This window comes from Ensifer sp. R-19, from assembly GCF_049905105.1.
Lineage (GTDB): Bacteria > Pseudomonadota > Alphaproteobacteria > Rhizobiales > Rhizobiaceae > Ensifer.
Genome location: NZ_CP184570.1, coordinates 254,568 through 270,268, shown reverse-complemented (window position 1 = coordinate 270,268; position 15,701 = coordinate 254,568). Strand labels below are relative to the sequence as shown.

Below are 15,701 nucleotides of genomic sequence, written 5' to 3'. Positions count from 1 at the left end.
AAGGTGAGCGCGACGAACAGCCCACTGCTTTGGGCGTTGACGCAACGGCAACAGCGATTTTTCTCAGAACTTCTGCTTTGCCCGCTTCGGCATAAAATAGCTTCGGATATTGACGAGTGCTTCGGCGACCTCAGCAGCATCCTGGCGGGTCGCTTTCCGTTTTGCCTCGCCGAGCTTGCGGATAGGCGCGACGATATCGCCAGTGACGGCATGACCTCGAAGGACGGGCTGCCAAAGCTTGGGCGCGTACCTTGTTCCTAAAAGAAAGCAGAGGTCCCAATCGAAGGGATCAAAGGTCTGATCATCGATCCTGGTGAACCTGGGCCGATGGTCTTTCGGTCTTTCGGCGAGGCTTGCCGATATCCGGTTGTACTCTGCAACGATCGTCTGCACGGCCCGATGTTCGGTTGTTTCCATTGGCAGGTTCAGGGCCTCTGGGCCAGTCAGCTCCGGGATCCACTGACGTGGGTCGATAAACTTCGGACCGATGATGAGAGCCGTGAGATAGCCATCGAGACCGCTCATCGACCAGATCGGCGACACCGGACGACGTGCCCTGATGAAGGCTTCGAACGCCTCGTCATCGAGCTTCGGTCGTGTCGTCGTCGCTTGGCTGTTCTGTGTCATGCCGCCCGTCGCTCCCGATCTGCAATGTCCTCGCGTTCCGCCTTCCAAGCCCACGGCAAGAGGCTTTCCATCCGGTCGGCTTTCACTTTGCCGGAGATGATGCGTTCCAGCACATCGGCAAGCCATTTTTCAGGATCCACGCCGTTTAGCTTTGCCGTGTTGACGAGCGATGCCAGGACCGCGAAGGACTTGCCGCCGCGTTCGTTGCCCACGAACAACGAATTCTTCCTCGTCAGAGCCACCGATTTCATCGAACGCTCGACCACATTGGAGTCCACTTCGATCCGGCCATCATCGAGGAAGGCTGCCAACCCGCTCCAGTGGTTGAGCGTGTAGGAGACGGCCTTGCCCAGCGCCGATTTCGCCGACACCTCGTCGCTCAGTTCGGTGAGTTGGGCCTTCAGTTCGCTCATGACGGGCGCTGTCTCGCGACGACGTACCGTGAGCCGGGTATCGGCACTTTCGCCGCGCAGTTTCGCTTCGATGCGATAGATCTCGGCAATCCTGGCCAGGATCGACAGGGCCTCAGCAGACCCGGTCATCTTGACGACTTCGACGAACTTGCGTCGTGCGTGGGCAAGGCAGAAGGCCAGTCGCATGGGGGCGACATTGCTCTTCCCACGGCGCTTGGCCAAAGTTTTATAGGCTTGGTATCCGTCAACTTGAAGCACGCAGGCAAACGACGACAGTTGCCCCTCGACCTCGCGAGCGCTGCGGCTTTCGGCAAAAGTATAGGCCACCGCGGGCGGCGCCAGACCATTCCACGGCCGGTCATCGACCGCCTGAGCCCACAACTGACAGACCTTGGTTCGTTTCCGCCCCGGATCAAGCCGCGGCAGCGGCGTCTCATCACAAAATACCCTCGGCTGCGAGCGGATGAAGGCAAGCAGCGCATCATAGAGAAGCTCAAGCCACCAGGCGACCCGCGTCACCCAGGCGCCGAGCGTGCCGCGATCGATGATCACGCCGCAGGAGGCAAGCATCTGCGCCTGGCGATGCAGCGGCAAATGCCAGGCGAACTTCGAAACGGCGACATGGGCAGCAAATGCCGTGGTCACCATGCCGCCATCCATTACGCGCGCCGGCGCCGAAGCCTGGACCATGACGCTCTCGCAGGCCCGGCATGCATAGCGCGGCCGGATTGTCCGTTTCACCCGGACAACCGCAGGCACGATGTCGAGCGCTTCGCTGACATCCGTGCCGATGCAATGAAGCTCGAACGAGCAGCACGGGCAAACCTTGCTCTCCGGCTCGATGACCTCTTCATACCGTGGGAGATGCTTGGGCAAACGACCGATGTTGCGCGACGGCAATCGCCGCTCCTGCTTTGTCACCTCGGCGACGGGTGCAACATCGTCATTGGCCGCCGCGGGAATGTCGCCAAGATCGCCAAGGTCAAGCGTCGCCTGCGTCGGGTCGATCGCCGTCATCTTCTCCGATTTCGGGCCAATGAGCTGACCCTCCAGGAAGGCAACGCGCGCCTTGAGGTCGGCATTCTCCGCATCGAGCGAGAGAATGATCCGGCTCAATTGCGCGGCATCCTGAGGCAAAGGGTCGGGTCGAAGCGGCATGGCAGACCCTAGCACATGATCATGAATCTTCAAGCAAATCCAATAGGATCAGCCCGCTTTCGTCGGCCGCTTTACGACGTTTCGCTTGACCCGCGTCCAGTCAATACCGGCCAGCAAAAGTGAGAACTCCTGGCTGCTCATCTGCATCGCGCCATCGCGGATCGGTGGCCAAACGAACTTGCCAGCCTCCAACCACTTCGTCGCCAGGATCATGCCCGACCCGTCCCAATAAATGCAGCGCAGACGATCGCACCGCTTGGCGCGGAACACGAACGCGTCACCACAATAGGGATCGGCCGCAAGGGCTGATGCCACCAGCGCAACAAGGCCATTCATGCCGCGCCGGAAGTCGACAGGCTGCGTCGCCACCATGATCTTCACGCCATTCGGCGAAAGTCCGATCACCGGCGCCCTCGCAACGCCGCCACGATCGCCTGCGCCAACTCCGGCGCCACCGACCCGATCACGGTCATGCGCGCGCCGGCGATCTCGATCTCGATGCGACCGGAAGCAACGGAAGCGATATCCGACGACGCGCTCTGGGGCGGCGTTCGTTCTCCAACCACGGTCACCGGCACGAACATGGCCTGCTGCGCGCCGGCTTGCGCGGATCGTCGAAAGGTCAATCCAGCTTCGCGGCGCCAGACATTCAGCAAGCCGCGATTGACGCCCCAGCGCCGGGCGAGGGCCGAGATGTTCACGTCGGGTTCTGCACTTTCGGCAAGGATCCGCGCCTTCTCTTCGTCGGTCCAATTCCGCCGCTGGCGCCGACCGGTGATCATCTCGATCCGGCGATACTTTCCATCATGCCTGGCTTCATGCATGCCTTCATCCATGGCTTCAAGCATGGCATCAGCGCGATCTCCAACCATCCCGTTCCACTCCCGTCGATGAAGGAGCTTATCTCGCGGCCTCACTCACAAAAGGAAAGGTGGGGTGTTCGTCGCGCTCACATCGGAAGGAGTATCGGCGATGACGCGCCGCCGGTCTTCCGGGGCGCGCCCCGGAAGACCGGCGGCCGCAGCACCTGGGGAAGATTCAAACTTTCAAACGTAAGCGGCAAGCTGACCCCATCTGGCGTAGGTAGCGCGGGCGCCTGTATTGCGGACAGACGATTCACAGACTGTGAGCTTCTATGTCTGCGCCTAGCTCTGGAACTAGAAACTTCCATATGATCGAAGCCGTTCCGGAACGGCTTGAGGGTGCGCCGCGGCAGTTTCGGCGGCGGTGGTCCGATGAATTCAAGGAGCGGGCCGTGGCTGAGGCAATGGAGCCCGGCACAAGCGTTTCGGCGATTGCGCAGGAATACATCCGTCGCAATTATTTGGCTGGCGCCGCAATGCTCGTGCCGGACAACGATCCTTCTCGGCGGATCCGGCTGTTCAGGTGGGAGCGTCCACCCCATCGCTCACCGTCGAACAGCGGCTTGCTCCTTTCCTGCCGCGCGGCCAACCGGTCAAAGCCTCGCCGAAACGCCTCAGGATCGATGATCGAACCTTCGATGCCATGGACTGGGACGTCTGCTTTCTGATAGGAACCGGGTTCGCCCCCAAGCTGTGGCGGCCCGTCATTCGCGGCCATGCGGCCATGCCGTCACCGGCGATATCATCGCAGCAATCCGCAAAACTCAGCGGCCCACCACCCACGAGGATGCTGCCGCTGCCGCCGAAGCCCTCGTCAATATCCAAAGCTACTTCATGCCAAAGCGCGCAAAGCAGAAGTTCTGAAACAACGGACGGCTCCTCGTCCGTTAACAGACGAAAGCCGTGGGCTGCTCGTCGCGCTCACGATTAACCACGCGCACGCTAGCTCACACTGTCTTTTACGCTTGCGATCAAGAGACCTGCAATCCCCCAAAGCACAAGGCAACTAAGAAACACCAATCCGGTATCAGCAAATATTCGTGGATAGAGTGCGTATTCCGGCAACAGGGGAGGTACGATGACAGCGACATACAACTGCTGGCGATCGAGGTTTCTCCTTGCCTCCTCGTAACTAGAACGCGCGAGCGAATACATGCGCTCGGAGAATTCCTCCTGCAACCTCAAGAGCTGATAGTCTTTTAGTTGCGCTGAAAGACTATCGTCGTTTGCGGGGCCAGTTAGTCGATCTTCGAGAATCGCAAGTTGCTCGTTGACAGCGGCAAGTCGCGACTGGATATACTTTTCGCCTGGGCGCCCCGCAACTCCGTTTGCGGAAGCGGTCGCGATTTGGGTTTCAAGGTCGATCTTCTGAAGTGTTAGCGCAGAAACATTCTCTGTTATTCTCTTTGCGGACTCTAGAGGATCGATCGAGCCGCTTCGCTGCTGAAACGCCAGAACCGAAGCGCGCGCGTCGACAAGTTTCTCGGCTGCGCGCTGCACCTCCTCCTCCGCTCTGGTCATCGCATCCGTGCGGTTTCGCCGCGAAAGCTCGTTGACCAGGACTTCACTTTTCGCGACGATCGCTTGCGCCAGCTTGAGCGCGTCTTCTGGAGTGTATGCCCTAACCCGCAAGGTGAGTATGCTCGAAACCGTATCCACAGAGACCGTTACGCGTTCCTTCCAGTATTCCCAGTTTTCCTCAAGGTTGTTGTCCGGGTTCAACCGAGAAAACCAGTCGACACTCGGCTTGGCATAGATGGAGGCCATACGCTCCTTGCCGCCGACGTCCTGAACAATCGCTCGACTCTTGATGTAGTCAAGAATCATCATCGCGTCCTGGGTCGTCGCTTGCGCCTTGCCCAGATTGATCGGCCCAATTCCCAAACCGCCCAGGATTGAACCTGCATCTGTTTTGGCGCCACCCGCGACCGCTTGTTTAACTGTTAGCTTTGCTTCAGCGACAAATACATCGGACGCCCAAACCGCATAGTATAAGAAAGCAAGAACAGTCGGCAGAACAACCGCAAGAATGAAAGTGCCAAGCAGCGAACCACCTGAGCCGCTTTTTGCGTCTGGAGACGAGGATACAAAAGGTATCAGATCACGCTCATTTAACCTTCGCCGTAGGTCCTGGCGTAAGGCGTTGAGCTTCTCTGGAACGCTGGATAGCGCACCCCTTGAAACGTGAGCCTGCAAATTGACAGGAACTTCAAGTTCTTGATCATCCGGCTGATTTGAAGGGCCCGTGCGCCGCAAAACTCTTGAGAGCATCGTTAGCTAACCCTGCTGTTGAGGGAAACGAATTCTTGCGAGCCTTCTGATCCTCTTCTTTCCTGCTGCAAGCCCTCTTTTACAGCGTCCTTGACAAAATTGTGAAGCGCAATGTCTTCATCAAGCAGATCGGCGACAAACCCTATATCGCGCAAGATCGACTGCAAACCGTCCGTCCCAGGCAGCTTTTCCATTGAATGGGAACCGAACGCCCGAACTCCTATCAGTCCATCGACACACTCCGCGAAGTCAGCAAATTGCTCGCGTGTCCCCACAGCATCAAACAGAGCCAAGTTGTCCAATGCCACACTGACATGTCGTCTCTGCACATCCTCGTCAGGCGTACAGCCAAACAAGGCCGTCATTGGCGATCGCAGCAGACGGCGTTGTTCGGGCGAGAGCTTTCGAAATGCAGCTAATATGGAGTGCGTATCCGACAGATCGGCACCCTCAACTATTGGCAGCAGAACGGCATAATTCTTCCCCTGCGCAGCGGCCGATGGCTGCTTCGAGAGATAGGTGAGAAACAAAAGTCTCTCAGCGAGCTCTTCAAAGGGATCCCTAATCAGGGCCGCACTCATAAAGCCCTTCTCTCTGGCAAAACTGCCGTGTCGCGGCCAATTGATTTGGCCAGCAGCAAATATAGACGGAGTGAAGTTATGCGCGATTACGGCATTTGTCGTATCTAGAGTACAGCGTTCCATAAAGGGGTAGCGAAGAGTAAAATGCGGCATCAACGCTCGCATGATCCTTACTTGAGGAAAAGCGGCCACCTCCAGGAACATGAACTTCAATGGCCGGTGAATATCGGAATTGTACCGACGATAGATCGGTAGACCGGTCGACGCTTCAGAGAGCGTGAAATCGCTAAGTTCAAACAGATCAGGGACTAGTTGCTCATCGAGGGAGAACCCCGCGAGACCTGTGGCATGGACGCCAAGGCTCAGAAGGTCGTGCCGGAGCACATTCGCCTTAAACGACAGTTGCTTTCGCTCAGGGATATCAACCGTGAACTCAGGGACTTCGGCCGGATTGTCCATGATCAACCATCCAGTAACAGAAGCGCCTGTGTCAGCATCTATATTGAAGAACAAATCAAATCCCTCACTATGGCGCCATGTGATCGCGGACGAGCAACGCTATACCAGCGGCAATTGACCAGACCAAGAAACCAACCACCCCAAATACCGTGATCATCAGCAGCCGACGCGGATAAAGCGCCTCTTCCGCCAAGCGGGGCGCCACATATGTCAAAAGATATGCTCTTTGTCGCTCGGCCACGAGCCTAGCCTTTTCATACTCCGTAGTGGCGCTCTGATATTCAAGTTGCGCAATGTTGAGTTCGATTTCCTTCTCCTGCAACAACGTGGCTCGTTCGGCCAACGTCTCGTTGCTGTCATTCGGAGACGTAGTCGACTGGGACGCCATAGCGTCTTCGTAGGAGCGAATCTGCTCTTGAAGCGATGAGGCATGGTTCGTCAAGGTTGCGAGTTGCGGAGAGTTCTGCGCGTTGTTGCGCTTGAGCGACTCGATGCTCAGCTCGATCTTGGACAACTCCAGGCGAAGTGCCGTAACAATCTGCCCATAGGCCTTTGCCGTCACCGCGACGTCCAGGACACCCGCCTTGTTGCGCTCGTCGCGCAAGTTCGCAATGGCGACTTCAAGCTTATTCTTGGCTCTTTCAAGCTCTTTTTTACTATCCGCCAAAGCATCTTGTTCGTTACGCCTGGTCAGGTCGTTGGCCAATGCCTCCGACATGCCCAAAATCGCTGATGTAAGGGTCAAGCTGTCCGCCGACGAGAATGCCCGGACTTTGAGTGTCGCCAACCCCGAATTCCTGTCGACGGATATGTCTACCTTGTTCTTCCAGTACTTGAGGAATTTCTCGGCCGGCGCATCGGAATTCAATCTGGCAAGGTAGTCCGCCTCGTCGCGAGAGAACATGCCGCGAACATCAAGTTTGTCCTGCAAAGCATCAAGGAGAGCGCGGCTCTCAATGTAATCCGCGACGACCAAGGCATCCTTTCCTTGGCCCAATCCAACCAGGTCCGACAACCCCGCAAGAACACCGGAACCCTCTCCGGAGCGCACCGAGAAACGAGCCTCGGAAATGTACTGATTTGACGCAAGGTATCCAAAATAGACGCAAGCCGCGACAAACGGCACCAAAAAGATAGTCAGGAAACTACCGATGAGGAAACCGCGAAACAATTTGTCGGACCGGCGCGGCCGAAACCCGCCCCTCACCGTCGAGCGCGACGCTCGGGCCTTTCGCGCAACACGTCGCAGCTCGAGCGAGATCAGTCTCGACCGTTCGCGGGCATCTTCCGGCGAAAGCAATTGCGCTTGTCTGACCCTCACAGGCTCCATTCGTCGCAACTTAGTTTAGCGGTTCAACTGCTTGTAGAGTTCGATGGCGTCATCGACGTCAGAGAACTCATGAGCGAGGCCGTGCGCCAGGACGATCGCCCGGCTACAATAGGAACGGATGGTTTCCATCGAATGCGAAACCATAATGATGTCTGACCTCTCGCGCCGCTTGGCGAACTCTTCATTGCAGCGCGCCTGGAATCGTGCATCACCGACTGCGGTAACCTCATCGATGAGATAACACTCGAAGTCAATCGCCATGGAGAGGCCAAACGCCAACCGCTGCGCCATTCCAGAGGAATAGGTGCGGTAAGGTTCGTCAATGTAAGCGCCGATCTCGGCAAAATCCTCGACAAAAGATACGGCCTTCTGTGGGTCGTGACCATAGATACGCGCAACGAATTGCACGTTCTCCCGCCCCGTCAAGGCGCCGTGTAGCCCTCCGGCAAAGCCGAGTGGCCACGATATCCGCGCGGACCGTTTCACCCTGCCGGAGTTGGGCAACTCGGTCCCGGCGAGCATTCGCATCGTCGTCGACTTGCCGGCGCCGTTGATGCCTAAGATAGCGTAGGAGATACCGGCCCTGAACTCGGTCGAAACGTGATTTAGGATCACCTTCTTGCTGCCCCGAATTCGGTAGAACTTATAGACGTCGTGCAGTTGTATCATGACAGCAGCAGCTTCCCTCGAACAAAGCGCTCCCCCAGAAGTCCCAACAACAGTGCCGTCGCAGCTGACCACAGCAAATACGATCTTGATAGCATATCGTCGCCATATCCCTCGTAGTAGGCGGAGCGGATCCACTCGACACAGTGGAACAGTGGATTATACCACATAAGTTCTCGCATTCCCTGCGATAGGCTGGTGGGCAAGACAAAGACGCCTGCAAACCCGTACAGCAGCACCATAATGACCACGAACCCAATTCCCCAAAAAGGAAAAATGGATGTGATCACGGTGCTGAGCACTCCAACAGATATAGAAAAGAATACCGTTGCCAAAATCGCCGACATCGCGACGGTAGCATCCAGCGGAACGATGTCGACACCCAACACATAGAGACCTGAGCCGAATATGATCACGACAATAAAAGCCGTAATGAATTCTATGAGGATTCGAGACGCCATCACATCGAAGACAGTTACGATGGGGAACAGAAACAGCGGCTTGTTGGACACAATCGCCTGCCCGATCATCCTGGCAGGATACAGACACAGAATGTAGGGCAGCGCACCGGTGGCCACAAATATGGCCGGGTCTGTTCCCAGAGGCATGACCTTGTTGATGAATGCCGCGACGCCGACGATGCTGACCAAGTGCGCCAGTGGCCACCCGATCGCGATCAAGTAACCTAGGTGCGAACGACCAAAGCGCGTGCGCATGTCGCGAAGAATCAATGCGAGGATGACATTAACACGAAGCCGAAGAATTCCGGCAAGCGTTTGACTTTGGGCGCTCGGCATCGAGATTTCCATTGTGAGGGTCGATCACCAAGGAGCACCAAATGTTGTCAACACCACGGCCAACCGGGTAACCCACTCAAGTGTTCCGTCAAAATTTCCAGGTTATGCGCTCTCGTATGACCCGGGCAGGATTTCCGGCAATTATACAGTTGCTGGGGAACGCCTTGGACACATAAGTGTCTTTTCCAACAACCGATTCCGATCCAAGCAATGCGCCTCCCCACACGCTGGCGCCTTCGGAAATCCATACCCGATCACTTATATGTATATCGCCCGGCGGATTCAATCGCTCGCCCGTATCGAGACTATAGATCTTGTGAACGTGGCTGGACGAAATCATGACATTTCCGGCAAAGAGGCAGTCTTTACCGATCACGATATTGGCAGCCTCATGCATCTGTATATTCGAATGCCCGTTAAATCCGCATCCGCCACCAATAATCAAGCGTCCGGGTGCGAGCAAATGGATCGACTGCCCGTGGAATACACAGCCTTCACCAATTTCCAGGTAATTTGAACCTGAAAGTTCTATGTACATATTATAGCACATTCGCGGGGGGTGGATGCGGACAGTGTTGTTTTTCCCGCGAACAACCATCCTACCATTCAGCGCCGTCTGCACATGCTCATCAATTTCGAGCCGGTTCTCGCCTGGAAATTCCTCAGTGATTTCAATCATGTGCACACCAACATATATCGCTTTACGAGCCTGTGCCGAAACGGCTGCGCGTTTCTACATAATCCAAGACAAACTCAGAACCGTCTTCAAGAAACTTAATTGGACGCCGCTCGAACAAGCCATAACATAAGTAATGAACGAGCGGATTCATGCCTGACCGTGCAACATCTGAGTTTTTCGAGATATACCAACTCGCGTCAAAGTATATACTCGGATTTCTCCCCTCCTTCCAACCAATCGAGCAGAAATGCTTGGCACAATCCACTCCGGATTCGGAAACGTCGCCGTAGGCTTCCTTGTAAAACTTTTCGTCGAAGAAGATCGACGATTTCACAAGCTGACGCTCAACCCGAGCCTTCGCCAAAAGAAAGGGGCGCCCCTTAATGAGTCGAATTTTTTTTTTCCATTTTGAGCCGACCACGACGGAGAGTAGAGACAGCAGTTTTTCGGTTGCACCACCTTTCCCGGCGAGCGCGGGCTCCACAGCCCGTATTCTTTGCTCCAAACGAGCATGGCTTTGAGACGCAACAGCTTCTGAAACCGCAAGAGAAAGCGCTTCTGCCGTATCACGCCAGCGGATCGGCTCAACACTGACCTCCTCTGAGGTCCAATTGACCACGCCCGGCTGAAGCAGGCGGATCATTTCGTCTGACGTTTTGAACAGATGAATATTCCCGCGATGGGGCGTGGCATCGGCGATCTCGCCGTAGACAGGCATATCGCGCGCAACAATCGGCCGCCGATGCGCGAGCGCATTGACCACCGGAAAACCAAATCCTTCATAGTGCGACGGAAAACAGACACACCGGGCTCCCTGATACAGGGCGTCCACTTCTGCCTGCGTCAGGTTTCCGCCCTGGACATATCTCACTCGATCGTCCGACTTACCGGCCACACCCAGAACCATGAGCTGCAGAGATCCCGCCTCTCGAAGTCTCCGCACAGCTTCTTGCACAAACTTGTGTTGAAACTCATTTCCTACAACTAGAATATATCCCTCGCGAGAGGCGTCGGATTTCCCACTATACTCGGCAACATCGGTTGAATGCAGAGCGACGACCTGAGCCAGATCTTCCGGAATGACAAATCTCTTATTGAACTGATCTCTGGTGTAGCTGCTGTTGTAGAGGACAATATCGGCTGCATTCAACGTAGCTCGCCAGAGTCGTTCCAACTCAACATCATCGAGATAGGCACAGTCGAGCGCGATCGTATCCAGCATGAAAATTGCCACGACTGGGGCTCTCAATCTGAGCCAGGTAATATCCTCGGCGCGAAACGGTTGCCCGATACGAATAATCGCCGCCAACAGTCGGTCGTCACGTTGATCCAGTCGTTTGAGCGCTGGAACCTCGTGAAGACGATGAAATGCGAACACTTCCTCGCTGCAGATCGCAAAGACGTTTAGGTTCCTAGCCGCCTCTTTGAACTCCAACATTATCTTGATCGCGGCCTCGAACGTACCGTTATGCGCCGTACGAAAATGCCGCAAATCGAACGCCACATTTATGCTTTCTCCGTCCCTCACGAGAGAATCAAGCAACCGGTAAGCCTTGAACTGCGCTGACGAAAAATATCGTTGAAGCGTACGTTCATATTCCGGGAAACGAGTATTGAGTAATTTGGAGTTCAGCGCCTCTCGGGCCGCCTTCTTTTCCGCCAGAAGGCCGAACGACTTTTCACCCTCATGATAGACAAAAGCGTGGTTTGCGATTGCTGCACGATAGCCGCACCGGTTGGCGCGCATGATGAGATCGTTTTCTTCGTTATAGCCCATGCCATAGGCCAGATCAAAAAAGCCGAATTCCGACACCATCTCAAACTTGATGTACATCGCAAAACCGACGACCACCGGGACGTATTGCAATCGAGGCAGTCGATCCCTTAGCGCAAGGAAGTTGTCATACGAAGCCTCCGGGGTGAGGTCCCGGAAGCTGTCTGCGTAGGGCAGCGAGCATATAGTGGCATTGTTGGATCTGGGGCTTACAAAGCCGATCATATGGTCAGAGTAGGCAACGTCGTGCATTTCCGACAGAGCGCCAGGGTAAGCCAGAGCGTCGGAGTTGAGAAGCAAAACATCGCGCTGGTCATGCAGGACCCTCGCCAACACAAGGTTTACAGATCGGATGAACCCCAAGTTCTGCTCATTTATGATTATGTCGAACGGGCACACCCCCAGGAACCGCTCGCGGAACGAGTTGACCGCATCGATGAGTTGGCGGTCTTCCGGTGAATCGATAACCGCGATTACCGTTGCCTGCAGGCGTGTCAAATCATCGCGGCATGCGAGCAGTGACGAAAGCATGGGCTTTACCAAATTACTGTTTCGGTAAAATGGCACAGCCACTACTACGTTTCGCATCGGGGGCCTCGGCATGCAGAATCGATAATCACTTGTGCGGGCGAACGCGCCCTAGAATTGCTTTTCAGTGGCTATCTTCAGAAGATAGCGACCGTAAGCAGTCTTGGAGAACAGGTTTCCGCGCTCTATCAACTTTTCTCGGTCAATAAAGCCGTTGAGATAGGCGATCTCTTCCAGGCACGCGATATGCGTGCCCTGCCGGTGTTGCAGAGTCCGAACAAACTCGGATGCCTCCAGCAGGCTGTCGTGTGTCCCTGTGTCCAGCCACGCGTAGCCCCGCGACATTTGCTGCACATATAGTTCTTCACGTTCCATATATGCCCGGTTCAGGTCTGTTATTTCGTACTCGCCACGCTCTGAGGGCTTCAAATTGGTCGCGATCTCGACGACGCGGTTATCATAGAAGTACAGACCGGTTACCGCGAGCCGCGACCGCGGCTTTGAAGGCTTCTCCTCCAAGCTGATTGCGCGCCCGAGAGGATCGAGTTCGACGACCCCGTAGCGCTCCGGGTCTTCAACTTCGTACGAGAAAATTGTCGCCCCTTTGTTGCGCCCCTTTGCATCCAGCAGCAGTTCCTTGAGGCCCGCTCCAAAAAAGATGTTATCGCCAAGGACCAGCGAAACATCGTCGTCGCCGATAAACTGTCTCCCGATCGTGAAAGCTTGAGCGAGCCCATCAGGCTTCGGTTGGACGGCATATTGCATCCGCAAGCCCAAATCCGAACCATCACCGAAAATGCGTCTATAGCTATCGATGAACTCCGGGGAGGAGATGATCAAAATATCCCTTATCTCCGCCAGCATCAAAACAGACAGCGGATAGTAGATCATAGGCTTGTCGTACACAGGGATAAGCTGCTTGTTGACCGCCAAGGTGGCCGGATGAAGCCTTGTACCAGCGCCCCCCGCGAGGATAATTCCCTTCATGAACGACTCACCTCGGCTCTCGATTCAGATAACAACAACTTCAAAGTGGACTTCAGAGCTTCTCTCCAAGGCCGCGGGGCGACATCGAAATCACGCTTGATGGCCTCGACAGACAAGCAAGAGTTTCGTGGTCGGCGCGCTGGGGTAGGATACTCTCTTGTCGGAATACCGGTAACCTTTGGGGCGGCTTTACCTAGATTGGCCGCATCGTCAAAGACTTGTCGTGCAAATTCGCACCAGGTGGCGTCACCAGCATTGACAAACTGATACGTTCCTGCCGGAGCACCGAAATCGGACAACTGGCGAAGCACGATTGTCTTGATTGCCTCGGCGATATCCGCAGCGGCGGTCGGAGAGCCTCTCTGGTCATCGACAACTCGGAGCTCTGTCCGTTCCGCGCCCAACCGGAGCATCGTTTTAACGAAATTGGCCCCGTGGGGACTGAACACCCACGCAGTTCGCAAGATCACATGCCGTGGGTTTCCGGTTCGAACAGCCTGTTCGCCGGCCTCCTTGGAGGCACCGTAAACACCAAGCGGCGCGACAGGATCGTCCTCGACATATGGCTCTGTCTTCGAGCCATCGAAAACGTAGTCGGTGGAGATATGCACGATCGGGATCCCACGTCGCTTCGACGCGGCCGCAATTGCAGCCGGTGCCAATGCGTTGACCTTCCAAGCGGTCAAGACATCGCTTTCGGCCTTGTCGACCGCCGTGTAAGCGCCCGAATTAACGACGGCAGCAAAGTCCCCCGTCGAGATATATTCTTCGATGCCCTCGCAATCAGTGAGATCCAGCTCGCTGCGGGTCGGCGCGATCAATTCAACATCGTCTGGCCAAACACGCTGCAGCAGTTCAGTCCCCACCTGACCCGTGCCACCGGTAACGAGTATCCGTCGCTTGCTCATGCGCCCAGCCCTCGTCGCTTAGCGGCTTGGCTGCGATCGAGAATCTCCGTCCACCAGTCGCGGTTCGCCAAGTACCAGGCCACCGTCTTCTCAATTCCACTTTCAAAGCTCTCAGCCGGCTTCCAGCCAAGTTCGTTGCCGATTTTGGCTGCATCGATAGCGTATCTTTGATCGTGACCGGGGCGATCGGCAACATATGTAAGCTGTTCGACATAGGATTGCCTGTCGACGCGTGGCTGCAAGCGATCCAGAATTTCACAAACGGTCTTCACGACATCGATGTTGCGACGCTCTGAGTTGCCGCCCACGTTGTACGTCTGACCCGGAACCCCCTTCTCGAACACACATTGCAGGGCTCGCACATGGTCTTCAACGTAGAGCCAGTCGCGGACATTGGTACCGTTGCCGTAGACGGGAAGCGGCTCGCCTGCGAGTGCCTTGACGATCATCAGCGGAATGAGCTTTTCCGGAAAATGATAAGGCCCGTAGTTGTTCGAGCAGTTGGTGATCAGGACGGGCAGACCAAATGTGTGGCCCCAGGCGGAGACGAGATGGTCCGAGCCTGCCTTGGAAGCGGAATAGGGCGAGCGAGGATCATAGGGTGTCGCTTCAGTGAAGTAACCCGTCTCTCCCAGTGAACCGAAAACCTCGTCCGTCGAGATGTGGTGAAAGCGGAAGCTCTGCGCACGATCTTTCGGGAGCTTACGCCAGTATTCCAATGCCGCCGCCAGCATGGTGTAGGTGCCGACCACATTTGTCTGAATGAAGGCACCCGGGCCATCGATCGACCGATCGACGTGAGATTCGGCAGCAAGATGCGTAATGACGTCCGGCTGGAAATCCTCGATGGCGCCGACAACCGTTTGCTCGTCGCAGATATCCCCCTGCCTGAAGCGATATCGCGGTGAGGAAGCAACGGACGATAGGGATGTCAGCGTACCGGCATAGGTCAGTTTGTCGAAATTCAGCACCTCATATTCGGTGTTCTCGACAAGGTGCCGAACCAAGGCCGATCCGATGAAGCCGGCGCCGCCGGTAACCAGAATACGCATGATCAGTCCTTTCAGATCTAAACTTCGACGAGTTCGAGCGGCACCCCGTCGTAGGAGAAGGGGCTGTCAAAATCACGCAGCAGCGGCTGGCGCGCATCCTTGGGGCTCAGGATCGGGTCAACACTTTGCGGCAAGGGCCACTCGATGCCGATCTGTGGGTCGTCCCAGAAAATGCCGCCATCATTCTCCGGAGAATAGAGATTAGACACTTTGTAGGTGACCTCGGTCGAAGGTTCGAGCGTCACGAAGCCGTGCGCAAACCCGACGGGCACGTAAAGTTGATTCCCGTTTTCCGCAGACAACTCGGCACCGACCCACCGACCGAACGTCGGCGAACCGCTTCGAATATCAACGGCGACATCGAAAATCCGGCCACGGATGCAACGAACGAGTTTGGCCTGCTCGAAAGGCGGTGTCTGAAAATGCAGCCCCCTCAGAGTTCCCACAGGAACGGAAAGCGAATGATTATCCTGAACGAAGCGGTCGTCGATACCGTAACCAGAAAAAATCTTCTCGTTGTAAACTTCGGAGAACCATCCCCTATCGTCACCGAAACGCTTCGGACGAAGCAACACAACCTTGGAAGTCATTGGCAATACCCTACATGC

Annotated in this window: 16 protein-coding genes and 1 pseudogene; 2 read left to right on the top strand and 15 right to left on the bottom strand. The window is 55.8% G+C overall.

Annotated elements, in window-relative coordinates; translation table 11 throughout:
* Window positions 1-63 precede the first annotated feature (63 nt).
* From ACN9MO_RS20695 to tnpA, 4 genes are read right to left on the bottom strand one after another with little or no spacing between them, the layout of a single operon-like run.
* Window positions 64-627, bottom strand: a complete 564-nt coding sequence (locus ACN9MO_RS20695; protein WP_425987528.1) for a YecA family protein — start codon at window positions 625-627, stop codon at window positions 64-66.
* Complete coding sequence (tnpC, locus tag ACN9MO_RS20690) at window positions 624-2,198, bottom strand: IS66 family transposase (RefSeq protein ID WP_425987526.1); 1,575 nt, start codon at window positions 2,196-2,198, stop codon at window positions 624-626. Before tnpC ends, ACN9MO_RS20695 begins: the two co-directional genes overlap by 4 nt.
* Window positions 2,199-2,246: 48 nt before the next feature.
* On the bottom strand, window positions 2,247-2,603 hold the full coding sequence (tnpB, locus tag ACN9MO_RS20685) for an IS66 family insertion sequence element accessory protein TnpB (protein WP_425987524.1): 357 nt from the start codon (window positions 2,601-2,603) through the stop codon (window positions 2,247-2,249).
* Window positions 2,600-3,070, bottom strand: coding sequence for an IS66-like element accessory protein TnpA (tnpA, locus tag ACN9MO_RS20680; RefSeq protein WP_425987522.1), 471 nt, complete (start codon window positions 3,068-3,070; stop codon window positions 2,600-2,602). Before tnpA ends, tnpB begins: the two co-directional genes overlap by 4 nt.
* A 263-nt stretch (window positions 3,071-3,333) precedes the next feature.
* On the opposite strand from tnpA, the gene ACN9MO_RS20675 reads away from it, so the two are divergent.
* Together ACN9MO_RS20675 and ACN9MO_RS20670 are read left to right on the top strand one after the other, a co-directional pair.
* Window positions 3,334-3,729: a transposase gene (locus ACN9MO_RS20675; protein ID WP_425987520.1), complete on the top strand. Its 396-nt coding sequence runs from the start codon at window positions 3,334-3,336 to the stop codon at window positions 3,727-3,729.
* Window positions 3,672-3,925: pseudogene (locus ACN9MO_RS20670) on the top strand (UPF0149 family protein); the annotation flags it as partial. The gene ACN9MO_RS20675 and the pseudogene ACN9MO_RS20670, both read left to right, overlap by 58 nt.
* Window positions 3,926-4,003: 78 nt before the next feature.
* On the opposite strand, the gene ACN9MO_RS20665 reads toward ACN9MO_RS20670, so the two are convergent.
* From ACN9MO_RS20665 to rfbC, 11 genes are all read right to left on the bottom strand, one after another.
* Window positions 4,004-5,332, bottom strand: coding sequence for a hypothetical protein (locus tag ACN9MO_RS20665; RefSeq protein WP_425987518.1), 1,329 nt, complete (start codon window positions 5,330-5,332; stop codon window positions 4,004-4,006).
* Between the two features lie 2 nt (window positions 5,333-5,334).
* Window positions 5,335-6,372 (bottom strand): hypothetical protein, encoded by a 1,038-nt coding sequence (locus tag ACN9MO_RS20660; RefSeq protein ID WP_425987516.1) that lies wholly within the window; start codon window positions 6,370-6,372, stop codon window positions 5,335-5,337.
* A gap of 67 nt (window positions 6,373-6,439) precedes the next feature.
* Complete coding sequence (locus ACN9MO_RS20655; protein WP_425987514.1) at window positions 6,440-7,672, bottom strand: hypothetical protein; 1,233 nt, start codon at window positions 7,670-7,672, stop codon at window positions 6,440-6,442.
* Window positions 7,673-7,717: 45 nt separating this feature from the next.
* Complete coding sequence (locus tag ACN9MO_RS20650) at window positions 7,718-8,371, bottom strand: ABC transporter ATP-binding protein (RefSeq protein ID WP_110881125.1); 654 nt, start codon at window positions 8,369-8,371, stop codon at window positions 7,718-7,720.
* Window positions 8,368-9,165: an ABC transporter permease gene (locus tag ACN9MO_RS20645; RefSeq protein WP_425987512.1), complete on the bottom strand. Its 798-nt coding sequence runs from the start codon at window positions 9,163-9,165 to the stop codon at window positions 8,368-8,370. Before ACN9MO_RS20645 ends, ACN9MO_RS20650 begins: the two co-directional genes overlap by 4 nt.
* Before the next feature lie 88 nt (window positions 9,166-9,253).
* Window positions 9,254-9,844 (bottom strand): acyltransferase, encoded by a 591-nt coding sequence (locus ACN9MO_RS20640; RefSeq protein WP_141679292.1) that lies wholly within the window; start codon window positions 9,842-9,844, stop codon window positions 9,254-9,256.
* 22 nt (window positions 9,845-9,866) lie between these two features.
* Window positions 9,867-12,206 carry a glycosyltransferase gene (locus ACN9MO_RS20635; protein WP_425987509.1) on the bottom strand — a complete coding sequence of 780 codons (2,340 nt, stop codon included), beginning with the start codon at window positions 12,204-12,206 and terminating at the stop codon, window positions 9,867-9,869.
* Window positions 12,207-12,257: 51 nt separating this feature from the next.
* Window positions 12,258-13,133, bottom strand: a complete 876-nt coding sequence (rfbA, locus tag ACN9MO_RS20630; RefSeq protein ID WP_425987507.1) for a glucose-1-phosphate thymidylyltransferase RfbA — start codon at window positions 13,131-13,133, stop codon at window positions 12,258-12,260.
* Window positions 13,130-14,041 (bottom strand): dTDP-4-dehydrorhamnose reductase, encoded by a 912-nt coding sequence (rfbD, locus tag ACN9MO_RS20625; protein WP_425987505.1) that lies wholly within the window; start codon window positions 14,039-14,041, stop codon window positions 13,130-13,132. The genes rfbA and rfbD overlap by 4 nt, the downstream gene beginning before the upstream one ends.
* On the bottom strand, window positions 14,038-15,093 hold the full coding sequence (gene rfbB, locus ACN9MO_RS20620) for a dTDP-glucose 4,6-dehydratase (RefSeq protein WP_425987503.1): 1,056 nt from the start codon (window positions 15,091-15,093) through the stop codon (window positions 14,038-14,040). The genes rfbD and rfbB overlap by 4 nt, the downstream gene beginning before the upstream one ends.
* A gap of 17 nt (window positions 15,094-15,110) precedes the next feature.
* A complete protein-coding gene (gene rfbC / locus ACN9MO_RS20615; RefSeq protein WP_425987501.1) occupies window positions 15,111-15,683 on the bottom strand; it encodes a dTDP-4-dehydrorhamnose 3,5-epimerase in 573 nt (190 codons plus the stop codon).
* Window positions 15,684-15,701: the final 18 nt, after the last annotated feature.

Coding starts and splice junctions, on each gene's coding strand:
- ACN9MO_RS20695 (WP_425987528.1), bottom strand. CDS start 627: ATGACACAGAACAGCCAAGCGACGACGACACGACCGAAGCTCGATGAC.
- rfbB (WP_425987503.1), bottom strand. CDS start 15,093: ATGCGTATTCTGGTTACCGGCGGCGCCGGCTTCATCGGATCGGCCTTG.
- rfbC (WP_425987501.1), bottom strand. CDS start 15,683: ATGACTTCCAAGGTTGTGTTGCTTCGTCCGAAGCGTTTCGGTGACGAT.
- ACN9MO_RS20665 (WP_425987518.1), bottom strand. CDS start 5,332: ATGCTCTCAAGAGTTTTGCGGCGCACGGGCCCTTCAAATCAGCCGGAT.
- ACN9MO_RS20675 (WP_425987520.1), top strand. CDS start 3,334: ATGTCTGCGCCTAGCTCTGGAACTAGAAACTTCCATATGATCGAAGCC.
- tnpA (WP_425987522.1), bottom strand. CDS start 3,070: ATGGTTGGAGATCGCGCTGATGCCATGCTTGAAGCCATGGATGAAGGC.
- ACN9MO_RS20635 (WP_425987509.1), bottom strand. CDS start 12,206: ATGCGAAACGTAGTAGTGGCTGTGCCATTTTACCGAAACAGTAATTTG.
- rfbA (WP_425987507.1), bottom strand. CDS start 13,133: ATGAAGGGAATTATCCTCGCGGGGGGCGCTGGTACAAGGCTTCATCCG.
- ACN9MO_RS20660 (WP_425987516.1), bottom strand. CDS start 6,372: ATGGACAATCCGGCCGAAGTCCCTGAGTTCACGGTTGATATCCCTGAG.
- ACN9MO_RS20650 (WP_110881125.1), bottom strand. CDS start 8,371: ATGATACAACTGCACGACGTCTATAAGTTCTACCGAATTCGGGGCAGC.
- ACN9MO_RS20640 (WP_141679292.1), bottom strand. CDS start 9,844: ATGATTGAAATCACTGAGGAATTTCCAGGCGAGAACCGGCTCGAAATT.
- ACN9MO_RS20645 (WP_425987512.1), bottom strand. CDS start 9,165: ATGCCGAGCGCCCAAAGTCAAACGCTTGCCGGAATTCTTCGGCTTCGT.
- tnpC (WP_425987526.1), bottom strand. CDS start 2,198: ATGCCGCTTCGACCCGACCCTTTGCCTCAGGATGCCGCGCAATTGAGC.
- rfbD (WP_425987505.1), bottom strand. CDS start 14,041: ATGAGCAAGCGACGGATACTCGTTACCGGTGGCACGGGTCAGGTGGGG.